Here is a 12,887-nt window from a genome sequence, read left to right as displayed (position 1 = left end):
TGCTGGCCTCGTAGAACCGTTTACCGTCCGTCTGCTTCCAGCTCATCAGCACGACCAGCATGAGCACGCCGATCGCGGCGGTGCTCCCGGCCAGTCCCAGCGGGGTTTGGTCGGCAATCAGATCGCCAACGCTGGTGCCGGCGGTGCGCGCACCCAGTACGGTGGTCCAGTAGCCGCTCTTGCCCGCGAACAGCCGCCATTGCCGCAGCAAGAACAGGCACGCCAGCAGCGCACTGAGCAACAGGGAGGCGCCGGAAAGACCAAAGCGATCGGACATGTCGTCGCCAAGCACGGTGCCGAGTGCGCCGGCCACAAAGAGGTTCAACCAGTAAAAGCCGCGCGTATCGGGTAGCCCCGGTTGCATGTCGTTCGGTAATCGTTGCGTACCGACAAGCGGCAACGCCACGCCGAGGATCAAAAGCAATGCAAGTACGGTGATCAACATCGGATTGTTCAAATCCAAATCATGCGACGCCAGATCGGCGAGGTTGGTGGCGCCCGCACGCACGATCACCACGGCGACCCAGTAAGCCACCTCCGCCTTCAGCCACCCGTCACGCTTGCAGCGAAGCACCAGCAGAAAGACCAAGGCCAGTGGCAGCACGCCACGCCAATGACCCAGATGCAGGTAATGCGAAATGAAATCACCGACGTCGGCGCCAAATACGCTGGCGATGGAGAGGCCGGTCCAGTAGCGGGCGCCAAGCAACATCGGATGGCGTTTCTCTGCAGACATCGCCGGCTGAGCAACGGGCGTCATGTTTTATCCTCTTAGGTAGGAATGCTTCGAAATCTGCAGGTATCGCCTCAAAAAAGAGAGGGCAGAATCACCCGCCCTCTCGCCAAGAGACGCTATAGATGCCGTGCTGACGGCGTTTTCATGGTTTTGAGTTGCGCATGGCGATCAGCGCCATGATTCAGCGACCGGGCTGGCCGACCGAATCGGCGGGGTACTGCGCCTGGATTTTCTGCCATGCGGCTTCGCGCGCTTGCCGCTGTGCTTTGGCGGTGGCGATCAGGGCTCGCTGGGCCGGCGTCAGTACAGCGTAGATCGCCGCTTCGACCTGGGCGTGCTGGACGATGCGCGCCTGGGTTTCGTTCGCTTCAGCCTGCGCCAGGCTGGCCGCCGCGGACTGGTATCCCGCATCGCTCGGCGTCATCGCATCAAACGCAGCGCGCTGCGTTTGCACCGCTTGGCGCTGCGCGGCGTGCTGCGTGGCGCTGGCTTTGATGATCTGCGTAATGTTGGCGCGTTGCGCATCCGAAAGGTTGAGTTGTGTCAGCGACACACCCAATCCGCGCACGCCGTCACTGTGACGGCTGCTGCCATCGCTCGAGCCATCGCCATCATGGGGCGCTGCGAAAGCAACGGTCGTGGCAACGGCCATGACCGTTGCAAGCAGGAAACGAAAGGCTGGGGTCTTGTACATGTCAGCTACCTCGTAGTCGTGTGGGGGAAACATCGTGGAGCGATGCTCAAACACGGCCACGTATTCGGCGGTCCCTGACGCGTAAAGAAAGGTAATCGTTCGGGCAACGGTGATGGATTTCGCCGTGGGAACAGGACGCCGATGCCTCGTCACGAGGTGGAGTGGAGCAAAATATCTGTTTGAATGGAAAGAAGAAAAAGCCAGGCCCGGGGGTGGCTTCATCGGTATCTTCGACGGCCTTGGACGCAGTCTGTGCCTGTCTGGCTTCAGTCTTGTATGGGCCATTCCGAACTGTTAGTTTGACCTCGCTGCTCAGCCAGAGCCGTCGTAAGCGTTTACGTCAACCAACGCGCAATTAAGTCGCCTTGCTTAAAGCAAGGATCGGCTCTGCGCAGAGTTGACGTCATGAACACATCCTCCCGATTTCCTCCGTTTCCTTTTGCCGGGCTGCGCGGTATTTGCCGGCCTGCGCACATCGCACTTTTCCTCTATCTGCTGGCGGGACTGGCCGACGGCACGTTGATGCCGTTCTTTGCGCTGTGGGCGAAGCACGATGCAGGCATCGCCACCGCCTGCATTGGCCTGCTGCTGGGCTGTTACGCAGGCGGAGAGCTGTTGGCCACGCCTCTGGTCGGGGGCATTGCGGACCGCGTTGGCCGGCGTCCCGTGTTGCTCGCTTCGACCGCCGGCATCGGGGTGGGCTTTCTTTTGCTGTATGCCGCGCATGGTGTGGTGTGGGCGGCGGGATCCCTGATTTTCATCGGCTGCTTTGAGAGCGTGCTTCATCCCACCCTTGCCACCGTCATTGCCGATACGGTTTCTCCCGATGCGCTGCGGCGTCATTTCGCCAGTGCGCGCGTCATGTCCAATCTTGGCGGCGTCGTCGGTCCGATATTCGGCGCGTTGCTTGCGCTGCATTCGCTCGGCAGCGTCTTTCTGGGCTGTGCCTCGTCGCTTTTGCTGGGTGCGCTGGTCGTTGCGGTATTCCTGCCGGAGACATGGCAAAAGGAGTGGGGGCGTAGCGCAGAGGAAGATGATGATGAAGGCCTGGCCGGTGTCCTTCCGGCCTTCCGCGACAAGCAGCTGGCCGCGCTCCTGCTTGGATTTGCGTGCCTGGAAATCGCCGGTAGCTGGATCGAAAGCGTGTTGCCGTTATACGCGCACAACGGCGGCGTACTGACACCATCCGGAGTAGGGCTGCTATTCGCCTATGGCGCCGCATTGATCGTGGTGTTGCAACGGGTGGTTACGAAGCTGTCGGCGAGGCTGTCGGCGTTCTGGCTGGTGTTGGGCAGCGCGCTGACCCTCGTCGCTGCGTTTGTCATCTTGCTGCTGCATCCTTTCCTGCTCAGCCTGATTGCTGCGGTAACGCTATTTTCATTCGCACAGATGCTGTTCGGTCCACTCATCCCGACTACGGTAAATGAGCTGGCGCCCCCCGCTGCGCGATCGACCTATATGGCGGCCGCCTCCGTGATGAATGATCTCAGGGATACGCTGGGGCCCACCACCGGCACGTTGCTTTACGCCGCTTCCGCAAAACTGCCCTGGATGCTGGGCATGCCCATTGCCCTGTCGGCCACGTGGGCGATTGCCATCGCAAGCCGGCGACATGGACGTCCGCCTGGACGCGACGGATTGGACATGGCGGGAGAGGGCTCACTTGAGGCGCATGGAACAGGGGGTGAGCTCGATGAGCCCGTTCAAATGAGCGCGTCGAAAAGCCCGTTGTTTCTGCACTTTCGCTAACGCACGGGAGCGAACCTGCGATGCGCCACGGTTACATTTCTTTACTACCCGAGGACGCCCAGATACGCGGCTTGGTTTCAACGTCGTCCGATCACTGCGCAAGCGACACCGCGCTTTACCGAAACATTTCAACGAACGAGGAACATGTGTGTTGAATATACGCGTATGGCACTCCTATATCGGCTTCTTCAGCGCGCCAAGCATTCTGTTCTTCGCGTTGACGGGCGCATTGCAATTGTTCGATTTGCATGAACAGCATGGAGATTACCGGCCGCCCGCGATCGTCGAAAAGCTGGCGAGCATGCATAAAGACCAGGTGTTTGAGCTGGAGCACCATGAGCTGGCTTCTTCGCCCGCACCGGCCGCAGTCCCCCATGCAGGGCCGGCAAAGCATGCGACCGCTTCGACCGGTGAGGACGAGGCCGTTTCCCTGTCCAGCCGGATCTTGAAGTGGTTCTTTTTGCTGGTGGCGCTGAATCTGGTTGTCTCGACCGTGCTGGGCATCTGGATCGGCATCACCCATGTTCGACGCAAGGGTGGGGCGTGGGTGCTATTGGCAGCGGGAGCATTGATCCCCCTCGGCTTGTGCTTGCTGTGATGCGCGCGAAGAGAAACCGGCCGTGCGGTGGAAACCCTGACGTTCATTCCGGTTAAAAAGCAGGAGATCCGGTGATGTCCAAGATACTCATTGGCGATGACGATCGCGAACTGTGCGAGCTGCTCGCCGACTACCTGAGCTTCGAAGGATTACAGGTGGAGCAAGTCCACGACGGCGAGGCGGTTCTGGCCAGGTTGCGCGACGGTACGCCACGTCCAGACGTACTGGTGCTCGACGTAATGCTCCCGGGCCGCAGCGGCCTGGACACCCTTCGCGAACTGCGCGTGCAGCATCGGCTGCCGGTGATCATGTTGTCCGGACGTGGAGAGCCGGTGGATCGCGTCATCGGATTGGAACTCGGCGCGGACGACTATCTCTCCAAGCCCTGCCTTCCACGCGAGTTGCTGGCGCGCGTACGTGCCCAGCTACGCCGGCAGCGCCTGGAGGGTGTTGGGGAACTCATGCTGGGTGTATTGCGCCTGTTACCCAGTGAGCGCCGTGCGTATGTGGAAGGGTGCGAGCTCAACCTGACCGGCGCTGAATTTTCCCTGTTGCTGGCGCTGATGCAGCGCGTAGGCGAGGTGATCGACAAGTCCTCGCTGACCCGTGCGGCACTCGGTCGAGAGCTGGAGCGCTTTGATCGCAGCATCGATATGCGCGTGAGTCGCTTGCGCCACAAACTTACCGAGGCCTCCGATCGCTCGCCGCGGATCGACGCGATTCGCGGTTCCGGCTATGTGCTCTTGCCCCATGGAGCGGCAACGTCATGAACGGCCTGCGCAACCCCTTTCGCAGCCCGATCTTCTGGCGGACCCTGATTTCGTTCTGCGCGGCCAATCTGCTGGCGATGTTGCTGGCCGGCTGGCTGACCTCCGGCTTTCTCAGCTATGCGGCGCATCGACGCATCGACTGGAGCGCCTTGGCCGAAGCTGCCGAGCACGCCTACGACAGTGGCGGCCGTGACGGTCTGGATGCATGGATACAGAAAGAAGACGCCGACGGTATCGAAGCCACGCTTTATGAAGATGGCCGATCACTGCACGATTGGCGGTTGCCGTCTTCCGTGCGGCACGCGCTATCGTCCTCGTTGTCCGAAGGACGCAGTGCCAACATCAGAATCTCCAGGGGCTCGGATCTGATCGTAAAGCCGGTGATTGGCAGCGATGGGCACACGCGGCAATTGGTGGCGTATACGAGTTCGCGCGGCCGCATTTCCCGCGATACGCAGCAAAAGCTGCTGCTCGGCATGCAGGTCGCGCTCTCCTTGCTGCTGATCGGCGGCATCGGCTGGTGGATCGCCCACAGCGTATCGCGCCCGGTCGAAGCGATACGCGATGCCACCCGCAAAATCGCCGCAGGCGATCTTACGGCACGCGTACAACCGCGCTGGAGCGGCGCGCACGATGAACTTGGTCAGCTTGCGCGCGACTTCAATGGCATGGGTGAGCGCATCGAAGTGCTTGTCGCGCACGAGCGCGGCGTCTTGCAGGATCTCTCCCATGAGATTCGCTCGCCGCTGGCTCGACTTCATCTGCTGCTGAACCTGGCCCAGCGCCACGCCGGGCGCGACGTGGCGACGGCATACTTCAAGCGTGCCGAACAGGAAATCGAGCGCATGGAACGCATGACGTCCGAAATGCTGGCGTTGTCCCGGCTGGAAGGGGGCTTGCCTGGCATGGAGCGTGAACGCTTCGATCTCACCGAACTGACCGAAGAACGAGTGAGCGCGGCGCGCGTCGAAGCGCAGGCGCAGAACGTGGATATTCAAGCCGTCGTCAAAGGGCCGGTCACAGTACACGGCAGCAGTGTATTGCTGGAACGGGCCTTGGATAATGTGATTACCAATGCCATCAAGTTCAGCCCTTCGAACGGCAAAGTCGAAGTTGCCGTAAGCCAGGATGGAACGACCGCAACGGTGCGGGTCACCGACAACGGCCCCGGCGTGCCGGAAGAAGAACTCGGCAAACTGTTCCGCCCGTTCTACCGTGGTGCGAACGCCGCGCTGGCGAAAGGGAATGGTCTAGGCCTATCCATCGTGCAACGTGTCATGCGCGTCCACCATGGCGATGTCGATGCCCGGAACGGTGCCTATGGCGGCCTGATCGTCACCATGAGCATGCCGGAGGCCGGGTGACCGCCACGTCCTGGCTGCGCAGGTTCGCCACCCGTTCGATGAGGTCCACGCCGAATGTCATCGGCTCCGCTCACACAGCTGGCGACGGAGCTCCCGCGTACTTACCCGCGTGCCGAAGACGGTTTCCAGCTCGGCACGTGACGCTGGCGATCCTTACAACGTATCGACGAATTCGGCGATGGCTTCTGCCAACGGTACCGATGATTCGAGCGGCGACAAGTGTCCGGTGCCGGGCAATGTCTGCATGGTCGCGCCGGGGATGCGCGCAAGCACTTCCGCCTTGAGCGTATCAACCAGGTCGACCTTGTCGAGCTCGCCTGCGACGATCAGCACCGGCACACGGATGCGGCCCACCGCGCCGGTAATGTCTTCCATCATCGTCTTCATGGGCCACGCTACCTTGGCAGCAGGAGCGCCGCGCAGGCTATCCTCGACTACCTGCTGCAGGTCATGCTCGGACAGCGCTTTGGCGGTCAAGACGTGCGCCACGCTCCACAGCACGGATTCGCGCGAGTCATAGGCGTGCGAAATCTGTTCGCGCTGCTCAAACGGCCAGGGTGACGGCGACGGTGCAGCCGGTGCCACCAGCACCACGCCCACGAGTCCTTCGGGACGGCGTGAAGCGATCAACTGGGCCACTTTGCCACCCATGGAATGACCGACGAGCACGTAGCGTTTGAGATCCAGCGCGGCGATCACGCCCTGTGCATCGGTGGCGAGCGTGCTGACATCGTAGTTGCCATCACCTGCATCGGACTCGCCCCAGCCGCGATGATCGGTGGCGATAGTCCGGAACTGATCGGAAAGTGCATCGATCACGCGGTGCCAGGTGCGCGACGAACCGCCCCAGTAGTGCAAGAAGACCAGGGCCGTCTCACCCTGGCCAGCCTCACACACATGAATCCTCACGCCGTTACTTTGGATCTTCACGATGGCTACCTCGCTTGAAAGGCCGGGGAGCGGCCGACGCTAGGTATGCTAGATTCGCGATCGATAATTAATAATGGCCAACGACGGGCATACAGTAGATACTTTTTATATCTAATAAGGCAGGCCGTATGGATCAGATCACCAGCGTCCGGGTCTTCGTTCTTGCGGTCGACATGGGAAGCCTGGCGGCTGCGGGGCGGCAACTTGGACTGTCGCCCGCGATGGCGGGCCGCTACCTCGGTTCGCTCGAGACGCAGCTCAAGGCGCGCCTGCTCCAGCGCAGCACGCGCCATTTGAGCCTCACCGAAGCCGGACAGCGCTACTACGAGCGTTGCAAGCAGATCCTGGCCGACTTCGACGATGCCAATCGTGAAGCAGCCGATCGCGACCAGGCGCTACAAGGCACGTTGAAAATCACCGCACCGGTGACGTTCGGCAGCATGCACCTTGGCGCGAGCATTGGACGCTACCTGGACAAACATCCCGGCGTCACCATCGACGTCGCGCTCAGCGACCGTTTCGTCGACCTGCTGGAAGAAGGCGTCGACGTCGCCATTCGCATCGGTCAGTTGCGCGACGAGAACCTCACCGTCCGGCGGTTGGCGTCATGCCGCCTGCTGGCCTGCGCAGCGCCAGCCTATCTTGCGGCGCATGGGAAACCGAGCACACCGTTGCAGCTTCGCGATCACGCATGCCTCGCACTTGTCGGCGCCAGTTCCGCAGGCCGTTGGACGTTCAAAGACAAGGCCGGTGTGGAACACACGATCAACGGGCCGCACCGCATGCACGCCAACACCATGGACATACTGCTAGCCACCGCGCTGACCGGATCCGGTATCGTCTACGGCCCAAGCTTCGTATTCGGTGATGCCCTGGACAAAGGCGCACTGGTCCAACTGCTCCCCGACTACACCACCACCAGCTTGCCGATCCACGCCGTGTTTCCGACATCTCGCTACATGCCACGCATCGTCCGCCAATTCGTCGACCATCTCGCGGAGGATTTTGGCGAAGTGCCGCCTTGGGAGCGTTGGGCGATGCAATAAGTTTTTCGCATCCAAACGGCATCAGGTCGGACTCATCTGGGTTTCATGCGCGATGCCGACATGAAGGCAAGTGCGCGCCGAGTAGCGGAGAACCCCGAAATCCCGCGTCGATGTGACGCTCGCTCGCTTAGCGCCACCGTCCAGATCCCACGGTGGTGGTGTCTGGGATGGGAGCATGCCGTTTACGCTGATGTCGGCCTTTAGCTTTGAGCAGACATGCCCCCATCGAGGTGATCAGCGATCAGTCCGCTTGCTTTGCGGCAGTTTCGATCACACGAGCGATTACGTCCGGATGAGAGATAAAGGAAGCATGGCTTGCGGCGACTTCGGTAACCTTGGAGTGCGAACGCTCATACATCCAGCTCTGGAGCTTGGGGCTCACCATGTGATCCAGGGTGGTCAGGACCGCGTAGCTTGGCTTGGTGTGCCATGCAGCCACGGTGACTGGGGCTCCCAAGGCCTTCTGGGCGAGCTGCTCCTGCGAGTCCGCTAGGAATTGAGCCTCAGGCGCCGGAACGTCGGCCGCATAGGACGCACGGAATTTCGCTGGCGGTAAGAAGAGAAACGGATCCTTGGTGCCTGGATCGACGTCAGCCCGCATGGCGTTGTTGGGCACGGCGAACTTCTGCAGCAGCTGACCGCTGGCCTCCCCCACATCGGGTTGGAGTGCTGACACATAGACCAGCGCGTGGACTTTGGGATCGGCACCTGCCTCGGTAATCACGGAGCCGGCATAACTGTGGCCGACGAGCACGACAGAGCCCGTCTGATCAGCAATGGCACGCTCGGTAGCTGCGACATCTGCGGTGAGGCTGGTGTTCGGCTCTTGGACGATCGTTACGTGGAACCCGTCCTTGGTCAGGATGTCGTGGACGGCGCGCCAGCCCGAGCCGGCCACCAAGGCGCCATGGACGATGACAATATCTTTCACGGCCGGTTGCGGTGCGGCCTGCGCTGCCGCGGTGCCCAAGGCCAGCATGAAAGCCATGGCAATCTTCTTTCGCAGTATGAGCATTTCAATCTCCAGAGATGTTTTGACTTGCCCGACGCATTGCCTGAGCCATCTGCTGTCGGGCAGATGTTGAGTAGTGAGGGTTGTGGACGGATGTAAAAAATGCGCCCCAGTACCCGCGCTTATCCGGCCCTTTCGATCTATTCGAATGGGCCGCATGCGCCAAGCAGGGTCTTTTGAATCACGGCGCCTTTCACGCCCGCAATGCGCCGACGCATTTGATTGCCACATCGGCTAAAGACACTGCAGATCGCGTTCGCGCGCTGGCGCACCGGGACGCGAAGACTTCAGTCGAACTTGTTCTTCATCGCCAGGACATCGATTGGCTCCACCGACGGTGGCGTGGCCAGCAGTTCGCCGGCACTTGCCATCAGGGCCTTGGCCATATCGCCGTTCAGGTGCGCCTGACGGCCCTCTTCGTTCACAAAGGCGTCGAAGATGCCAAACGTCGAGGGCGACAGTTGGATGGCGAACCAGATCGGCGTTGTCGCTTCCCGGTTCGTCATCTCCAGGCCGGCGGCAAGGAAGTCCGCAACGGCTTGCTCTTTGCCCGGCTTTGCTTCGAGCCGGACGAACAATCCACATTTAACCATCGTCATTTCTCCAGTCATTGGTAGGGTGGGCTGCGCAGTGGGTGAAACTTTACAAACGGACTAGTCGCGCTAATATTGGCTCGATTGACATCTTTGATATTGATCGTGCCATGCGAATCGGCGTACTTGCCTTGGAGGGGTTGTTCGATACCGGGCTGACCACGGTGCTCGACGCGCTGGCGACAGCCAACACGCTCGCGCAATGGATGGGCATTGCCACACCGGGTTTTGACGTGACGGTGATGGGGGTGCGCCCCCAGGTGCGCACGGCGCTCGGGCTGCAGGTGCCCGTGTGTGATGCAGCCGATGCACCGCCACCCGACTGGGTCATCGTGCCGGCGCTCGGCAAGATCGTGGCCGAGCAGTTGCTGCCCGCGCTCGGGCGCGATGATGTGCTGGATGCGCTCGACGTTTTACGTCGATGGCATGGCGCGGGCGCGCACCTTGCAGCCGCGTGTACCGGCACTTTCGTACTGGCAGAAAGCGGCCTGCTCGACGGCTGCGAAGCCACCACCACATGGTGGCTTTCACCCTTGTTTCGCCAGCGCTACCCACAGATATGTTTGGACGCGCATCGCCTTGTCGTTCCAAGCGGCGCGATGGTGACGGCTGGCGCCGCGCTCAGCCATCTCGACCTTGCGCTCTGGCTGATTCGCAACAACAGCCCTGAACTGGCGGCGCTTGCCGCCAAATATCTTGTCTACGATACGCGGCTATCGCAGTCGGGCTATGTGATTTCCGATCACCTCGCACACTCCGATCCATTGGTCGAACGTTTCGACCGTTGGGTGCGCGAACGCCTCGACGTCACACTCACGCTCGACGCAATCGCCGAATCGTTAGGAACCAGCAAGCGCACCTTGTCACGACGTCTCGATGCAGTGGTGGGCAAAACCCCCGTCGAATACATTCAAGACTTGCGCATCGAACGCGCCGTTCAATTGCTGAAAACCAGCAAACACAGCGTCGATCAAATCGCTGGACAAGTGGGTTATTCAGACGGTGTAACACTCCGCGCGCTGTTGCGCCGCAGGCTTGGCAAGGGAATACGCGAATTGCGCCCTCGGGAGTGAATGCCGCTACGGCGAAACGGGTCAAGTTGATTTGGCGACTAGAGAGGGTTATGGGGCAGAGAGCGCCGCTCCAATCTGCCCCGAAGCAGACGTCGCCCGAGTTACGCTCAGCAACTACAAGCCTGTTTATAGAGCTTGATTAGCCTGGATGCCGCTTCATCCAGGCGACAGCCTCGGAACGCGCTCCAAGAGGGAGTACAAAACCGCGGCCCCATGCCGGGCCCGCCTCCGACCCAAGGCTGACATTTATCGGGATCGGCGATGCTGGTACTTACGCTTCTGCTTGCTGGTTTATTGATAATAAGAAAACGAAGAGGTGCTTCAACCGTCATCCAGTAATGGGGCATCGCGGCGGGACGATTAGCCCGTGTTATCGCCGGTACGAAACGGCTGCCCTTGAGCAACATTTCCCCGTGCCATCACCCGCGGTAACAGCATTTGCTGATACAGCGCATCCGGTAGGGCGGACAGCACATTTGCAATCCCGCTGCCGCTGATTTCAGATGCGGCACACCGGCCTCCGGTGGGTGTGCCGCGAGAAGGGATCATGCGTACGCGAATGGCCTATCCGTCCCGCTCCGCTTGCAGCAATCCTTCGCCATGGCGGCGAAGAAAGTACAAGGCTGCACGCAGGCCTTCCACTTGCGTGGGGCTGAGCGGGCAGGTGCCGATGTCAATCGGTCGATCCACCCGCCGTGCTCGACGGGCGGTTTCGTGGCATCTAAGAAGATGTCGAATGACGCACATGGCCAGCGACGTGCCGGCAACGCTCATAAGCTGACCGTGCCGCTTGGCCTGCTCAGGGTCCGATGGCAGCTGAGGCTCGTTGACGAGCCAGAAGGGTTTTGAAGGGCACGCACGTGCCGTATGATCCATGACACCCATGATCAACTCCTACTTAGTTGGTTGTGGTAGCGGGTCGTGTGGGTTGCCTCCCATGCGATCCGCGCTTTCTCTCTGCATTGCTGCAAAGGTCATCGGCGTAGCCCGCAAACAGACGGCGTCGATGACGGGCCGAGCGTAACAAATCGAGCGCGCAAATCACGTAGGCGATCGCTGGCTAGATGTGTGCGCGATAGCATCAACGCAGTGAGTCCAAAAACAGCCGAGGTATGGGGAAGGGGGGCATATGGATGGCGCGATGCGGGCAGGCCGTTTGTTTGAAGCCTGCGCGGCTCGACAAACGGCAAGCATCAGAAATCACCCGACCTCTGCGCCATGTGCGTGATCGCAAAGCAACGATTACATACCGGCATGCGTTGCTGAGCGGTGGCGCAGCGGGAACGGGGCTGGCGATGATCGCCGCAGATGAGGTTCCTCTTGGAGGAACGCAGCCTAGGGATGCTCTGATTAATTCAGCGTAGGCCGCAGAGGCCCTGTGTGTTCGCAGAGCACAGGGCCATCGGTGAGGGCAGACTGGCCGTCTGTCGAGACGATGGACCGAAGCTATGCGGACTCACAGCGCCGCTGCGGCCTGCGGTGGATTAAATCAGAGCATCCCTAGACGTTGGGGACCAGATGGGTACTGCAATAGGCTGCGTCACGGCCAAACGTGGCCGCCGCGAAATCCAGAAAGCTCCGTACCTTCGGCGTGACTCGTCGGTCCGGTGCGTATAGCACGTGCATAGGGCGCGAAGGCACCGGGTACTCGGGCAGCAGCGTGACCAATCGACCGTCTTCGAGCTGTGACCGAACGAGCTCCAAGGGTTGCAGCATGATGCCGAGCCCAGCCACCGCGGCACAGAGCAGCGCTTCGCCATGGTCGACTACGAATCGGCTCTTGATCGGCACGCAGATCGGACCCTCCGGGCCATCAAAGGTCCAGTGCGTTCGCAATTCGGTATGGGAGAAGCCCAGGCATTCGTGCCGCTGCAGGTCCCAGGGAGTCGCCAGCTTGGGTCGGCTTTTCAAATACTGCGGGGCAGCGCAAAGCACCAACTCATAAGCTGCCAAGGACTTGGCAACGAGACCGCTATCGGACAATGGGCCGACACGAAACACAATGTCGTAGCCCTCATTGATCAAGTCGACCATTCGATTGGCGAGTGTGAGCTCCACCTCCACGTGCGGGAACTGCTTCATGTATTCCGGCAGCCGTGGAGACAGCGAATGCATGCCGAAACTCACCGGCGCGTTGATGCGGAGCCTGCCTGTAGGCAGGACGCGCGTCTCCGCGGCCATGCTCTCTGCGATCTCCACCTCGGCGAGGATGATTTTCGCGCGCTCGAAGAAAACGCGCCCGAAATCGGTCAGGCTTTGGCGTCGGGTGGTGCGATTGAGTAAACGCACGCCGAGGCGTTGCTCAATGGCCTGCACGTGCTT

13 protein-coding genes are annotated in these 12,887 nt (G+C 60.9%); 6 read left to right on the top strand and 7 right to left on the bottom strand.

Annotated features, from left to right (window positions below; genetic code table 11):
* Window positions 1-760: hypothetical protein (locus VMA74_RS19175; RefSeq protein WP_325369910.1), on the bottom strand; the 760-nt coding region annotated here is incomplete at its 3' end.
* Window positions 761-917: 157 nt separating this feature from the next.
* Window positions 918-1,430, bottom strand: coding sequence for a Spy/CpxP family protein refolding chaperone (locus VMA74_RS19170; RefSeq protein ID WP_325369908.1), 513 nt, complete (start codon window positions 1,428-1,430; stop codon window positions 918-920).
* A 405-nt stretch (window positions 1,431-1,835) separates the two neighbouring features.
* On the opposite strand from VMA74_RS19170, the gene VMA74_RS19165 reads away from it, so the two are divergent.
* From VMA74_RS19165 to VMA74_RS19150, 4 genes are all read left to right on the top strand, one after another.
* Window positions 1,836-3,179 (top strand): MFS transporter, encoded by a 1,344-nt coding sequence (locus tag VMA74_RS19165; RefSeq protein ID WP_325369906.1) that lies wholly within the window; start codon window positions 1,836-1,838, stop codon window positions 3,177-3,179.
* Window positions 3,180-3,408: 229 nt separating this feature from the next.
* Complete coding sequence (locus VMA74_RS19160; protein WP_325369904.1) at window positions 3,409-3,777, top strand: hypothetical protein; 369 nt, start codon at window positions 3,409-3,411, stop codon at window positions 3,775-3,777.
* Between the two features lie 74 nt (window positions 3,778-3,851).
* Window positions 3,852-4,547, top strand: coding sequence for a response regulator (locus VMA74_RS19155; RefSeq protein ID WP_325369902.1), 696 nt, complete (start codon window positions 3,852-3,854; stop codon window positions 4,545-4,547).
* The gene (locus VMA74_RS19150) at window positions 4,544-5,911 is read left to right on the top strand and encodes a HAMP domain-containing sensor histidine kinase (protein WP_325369900.1); all 1,368 of its coding nucleotides are present in this window, start codon (window positions 4,544-4,546) and stop codon (window positions 5,909-5,911) included. Before VMA74_RS19155 ends, VMA74_RS19150 begins: the two co-directional genes overlap by 4 nt.
* 153 nt (window positions 5,912-6,064) lie before the next feature.
* Here VMA74_RS19150 and VMA74_RS19145 read toward each other — a convergent pair whose 3' ends face one another.
* Window positions 6,065-6,841: an alpha/beta hydrolase gene (locus tag VMA74_RS19145; RefSeq protein WP_325369898.1), complete on the bottom strand. Its 777-nt coding sequence runs from the start codon at window positions 6,839-6,841 to the stop codon at window positions 6,065-6,067.
* A 128-nt stretch (window positions 6,842-6,969) separates the two neighbouring features.
* Between VMA74_RS19145 and VMA74_RS19140 the strand changes: the two genes are divergently transcribed.
* The gene (locus tag VMA74_RS19140; protein WP_325369896.1) at window positions 6,970-7,887 is read left to right on the top strand and encodes a LysR family transcriptional regulator; all 918 of its coding nucleotides are present in this window, start codon (window positions 6,970-6,972) and stop codon (window positions 7,885-7,887) included.
* 241 nt (window positions 7,888-8,128) lie between these two features.
* Here the strand turns inward: VMA74_RS19140 and VMA74_RS19135 are convergent, their stop codons facing one another.
* A complete protein-coding gene (locus tag VMA74_RS19135; protein ID WP_325369894.1) occupies window positions 8,129-8,902 on the bottom strand; it encodes an alpha/beta hydrolase in 774 nt (257 codons plus the stop codon).
* Window positions 8,903-9,186: 284 nt separating this feature from the next.
* Complete coding sequence (locus VMA74_RS19130) at window positions 9,187-9,492, bottom strand: antibiotic biosynthesis monooxygenase (protein ID WP_325369912.1); 306 nt, start codon at window positions 9,490-9,492, stop codon at window positions 9,187-9,189.
* Window positions 9,493-9,533: 41 nt separating this feature from the next.
* On the opposite strand from VMA74_RS19130, the gene VMA74_RS19125 reads away from it, so the two are divergent.
* Window positions 9,534-10,565, top strand: coding sequence for a GlxA family transcriptional regulator (locus tag VMA74_RS19125; RefSeq protein ID WP_325369893.1), 1,032 nt, complete (start codon window positions 9,534-9,536; stop codon window positions 10,563-10,565).
* Window positions 10,566-11,129: 564 nt separating this feature from the next.
* Here VMA74_RS19125 and VMA74_RS19120 read toward each other — a convergent pair.
* Both VMA74_RS19120 and VMA74_RS19115 read right to left on the bottom strand, forming a co-directional pair.
* The gene (locus VMA74_RS19120; RefSeq protein WP_325369891.1) at window positions 11,130-11,255 is read right to left on the bottom strand and encodes a hypothetical protein; all 126 of its coding nucleotides are present in this window, start codon (window positions 11,253-11,255) and stop codon (window positions 11,130-11,132) included.
* A gap of 810 nt (window positions 11,256-12,065) precedes the next feature.
* Window positions 12,066-12,887 (bottom strand): LysR substrate-binding domain-containing protein (locus tag VMA74_RS19115; RefSeq protein ID WP_325369889.1); only part of this gene is annotated, 822 nt, incomplete at its 5' end.

The organism is Dyella sp., from assembly GCF_035508675.1.
In the GTDB taxonomy this organism is placed as follows: domain Bacteria; phylum Pseudomonadota; class Gammaproteobacteria; order Xanthomonadales; family Rhodanobacteraceae; genus Dyella_B.
The sequence above is the reverse complement of the archived record's forward strand: the minus strand, read 5'-3'. Positions and strand labels throughout refer to the sequence as shown.

Bases quoted from the DNA above. Each gene is read 5' to 3' on its own strand.
- VMA74_RS19170 (WP_325369908.1), bottom strand. From the start codon at position 1,430: ATGTACAAGACCCCAGCCTTTCGTTTCCTGCTTGCAACGGTCATGGCC.
- VMA74_RS19165 (WP_325369906.1), top strand. From the start codon at position 1,836: ATGAACACATCCTCCCGATTTCCTCCGTTTCCTTTTGCCGGGCTGCGC.
- VMA74_RS19155 (WP_325369902.1), top strand. From the start codon at position 3,852: ATGTCCAAGATACTCATTGGCGATGACGATCGCGAACTGTGCGAGCTG.
- VMA74_RS19150 (WP_325369900.1), top strand. From the start codon at position 4,544: ATGAACGGCCTGCGCAACCCCTTTCGCAGCCCGATCTTCTGGCGGACC.
- VMA74_RS19140 (WP_325369896.1), top strand. From the start codon at position 6,970: ATGGATCAGATCACCAGCGTCCGGGTCTTCGTTCTTGCGGTCGACATG.
- VMA74_RS19135 (WP_325369894.1), bottom strand. From the start codon at position 8,902: ATGCTCATACTGCGAAAGAAGATTGCCATGGCTTTCATGCTGGCCTTG.
- VMA74_RS19130 (WP_325369912.1), bottom strand. From the start codon at position 9,492: ATGGTTAAATGTGGATTGTTCGTCCGGCTCGAAGCAAAGCCGGGCAAA.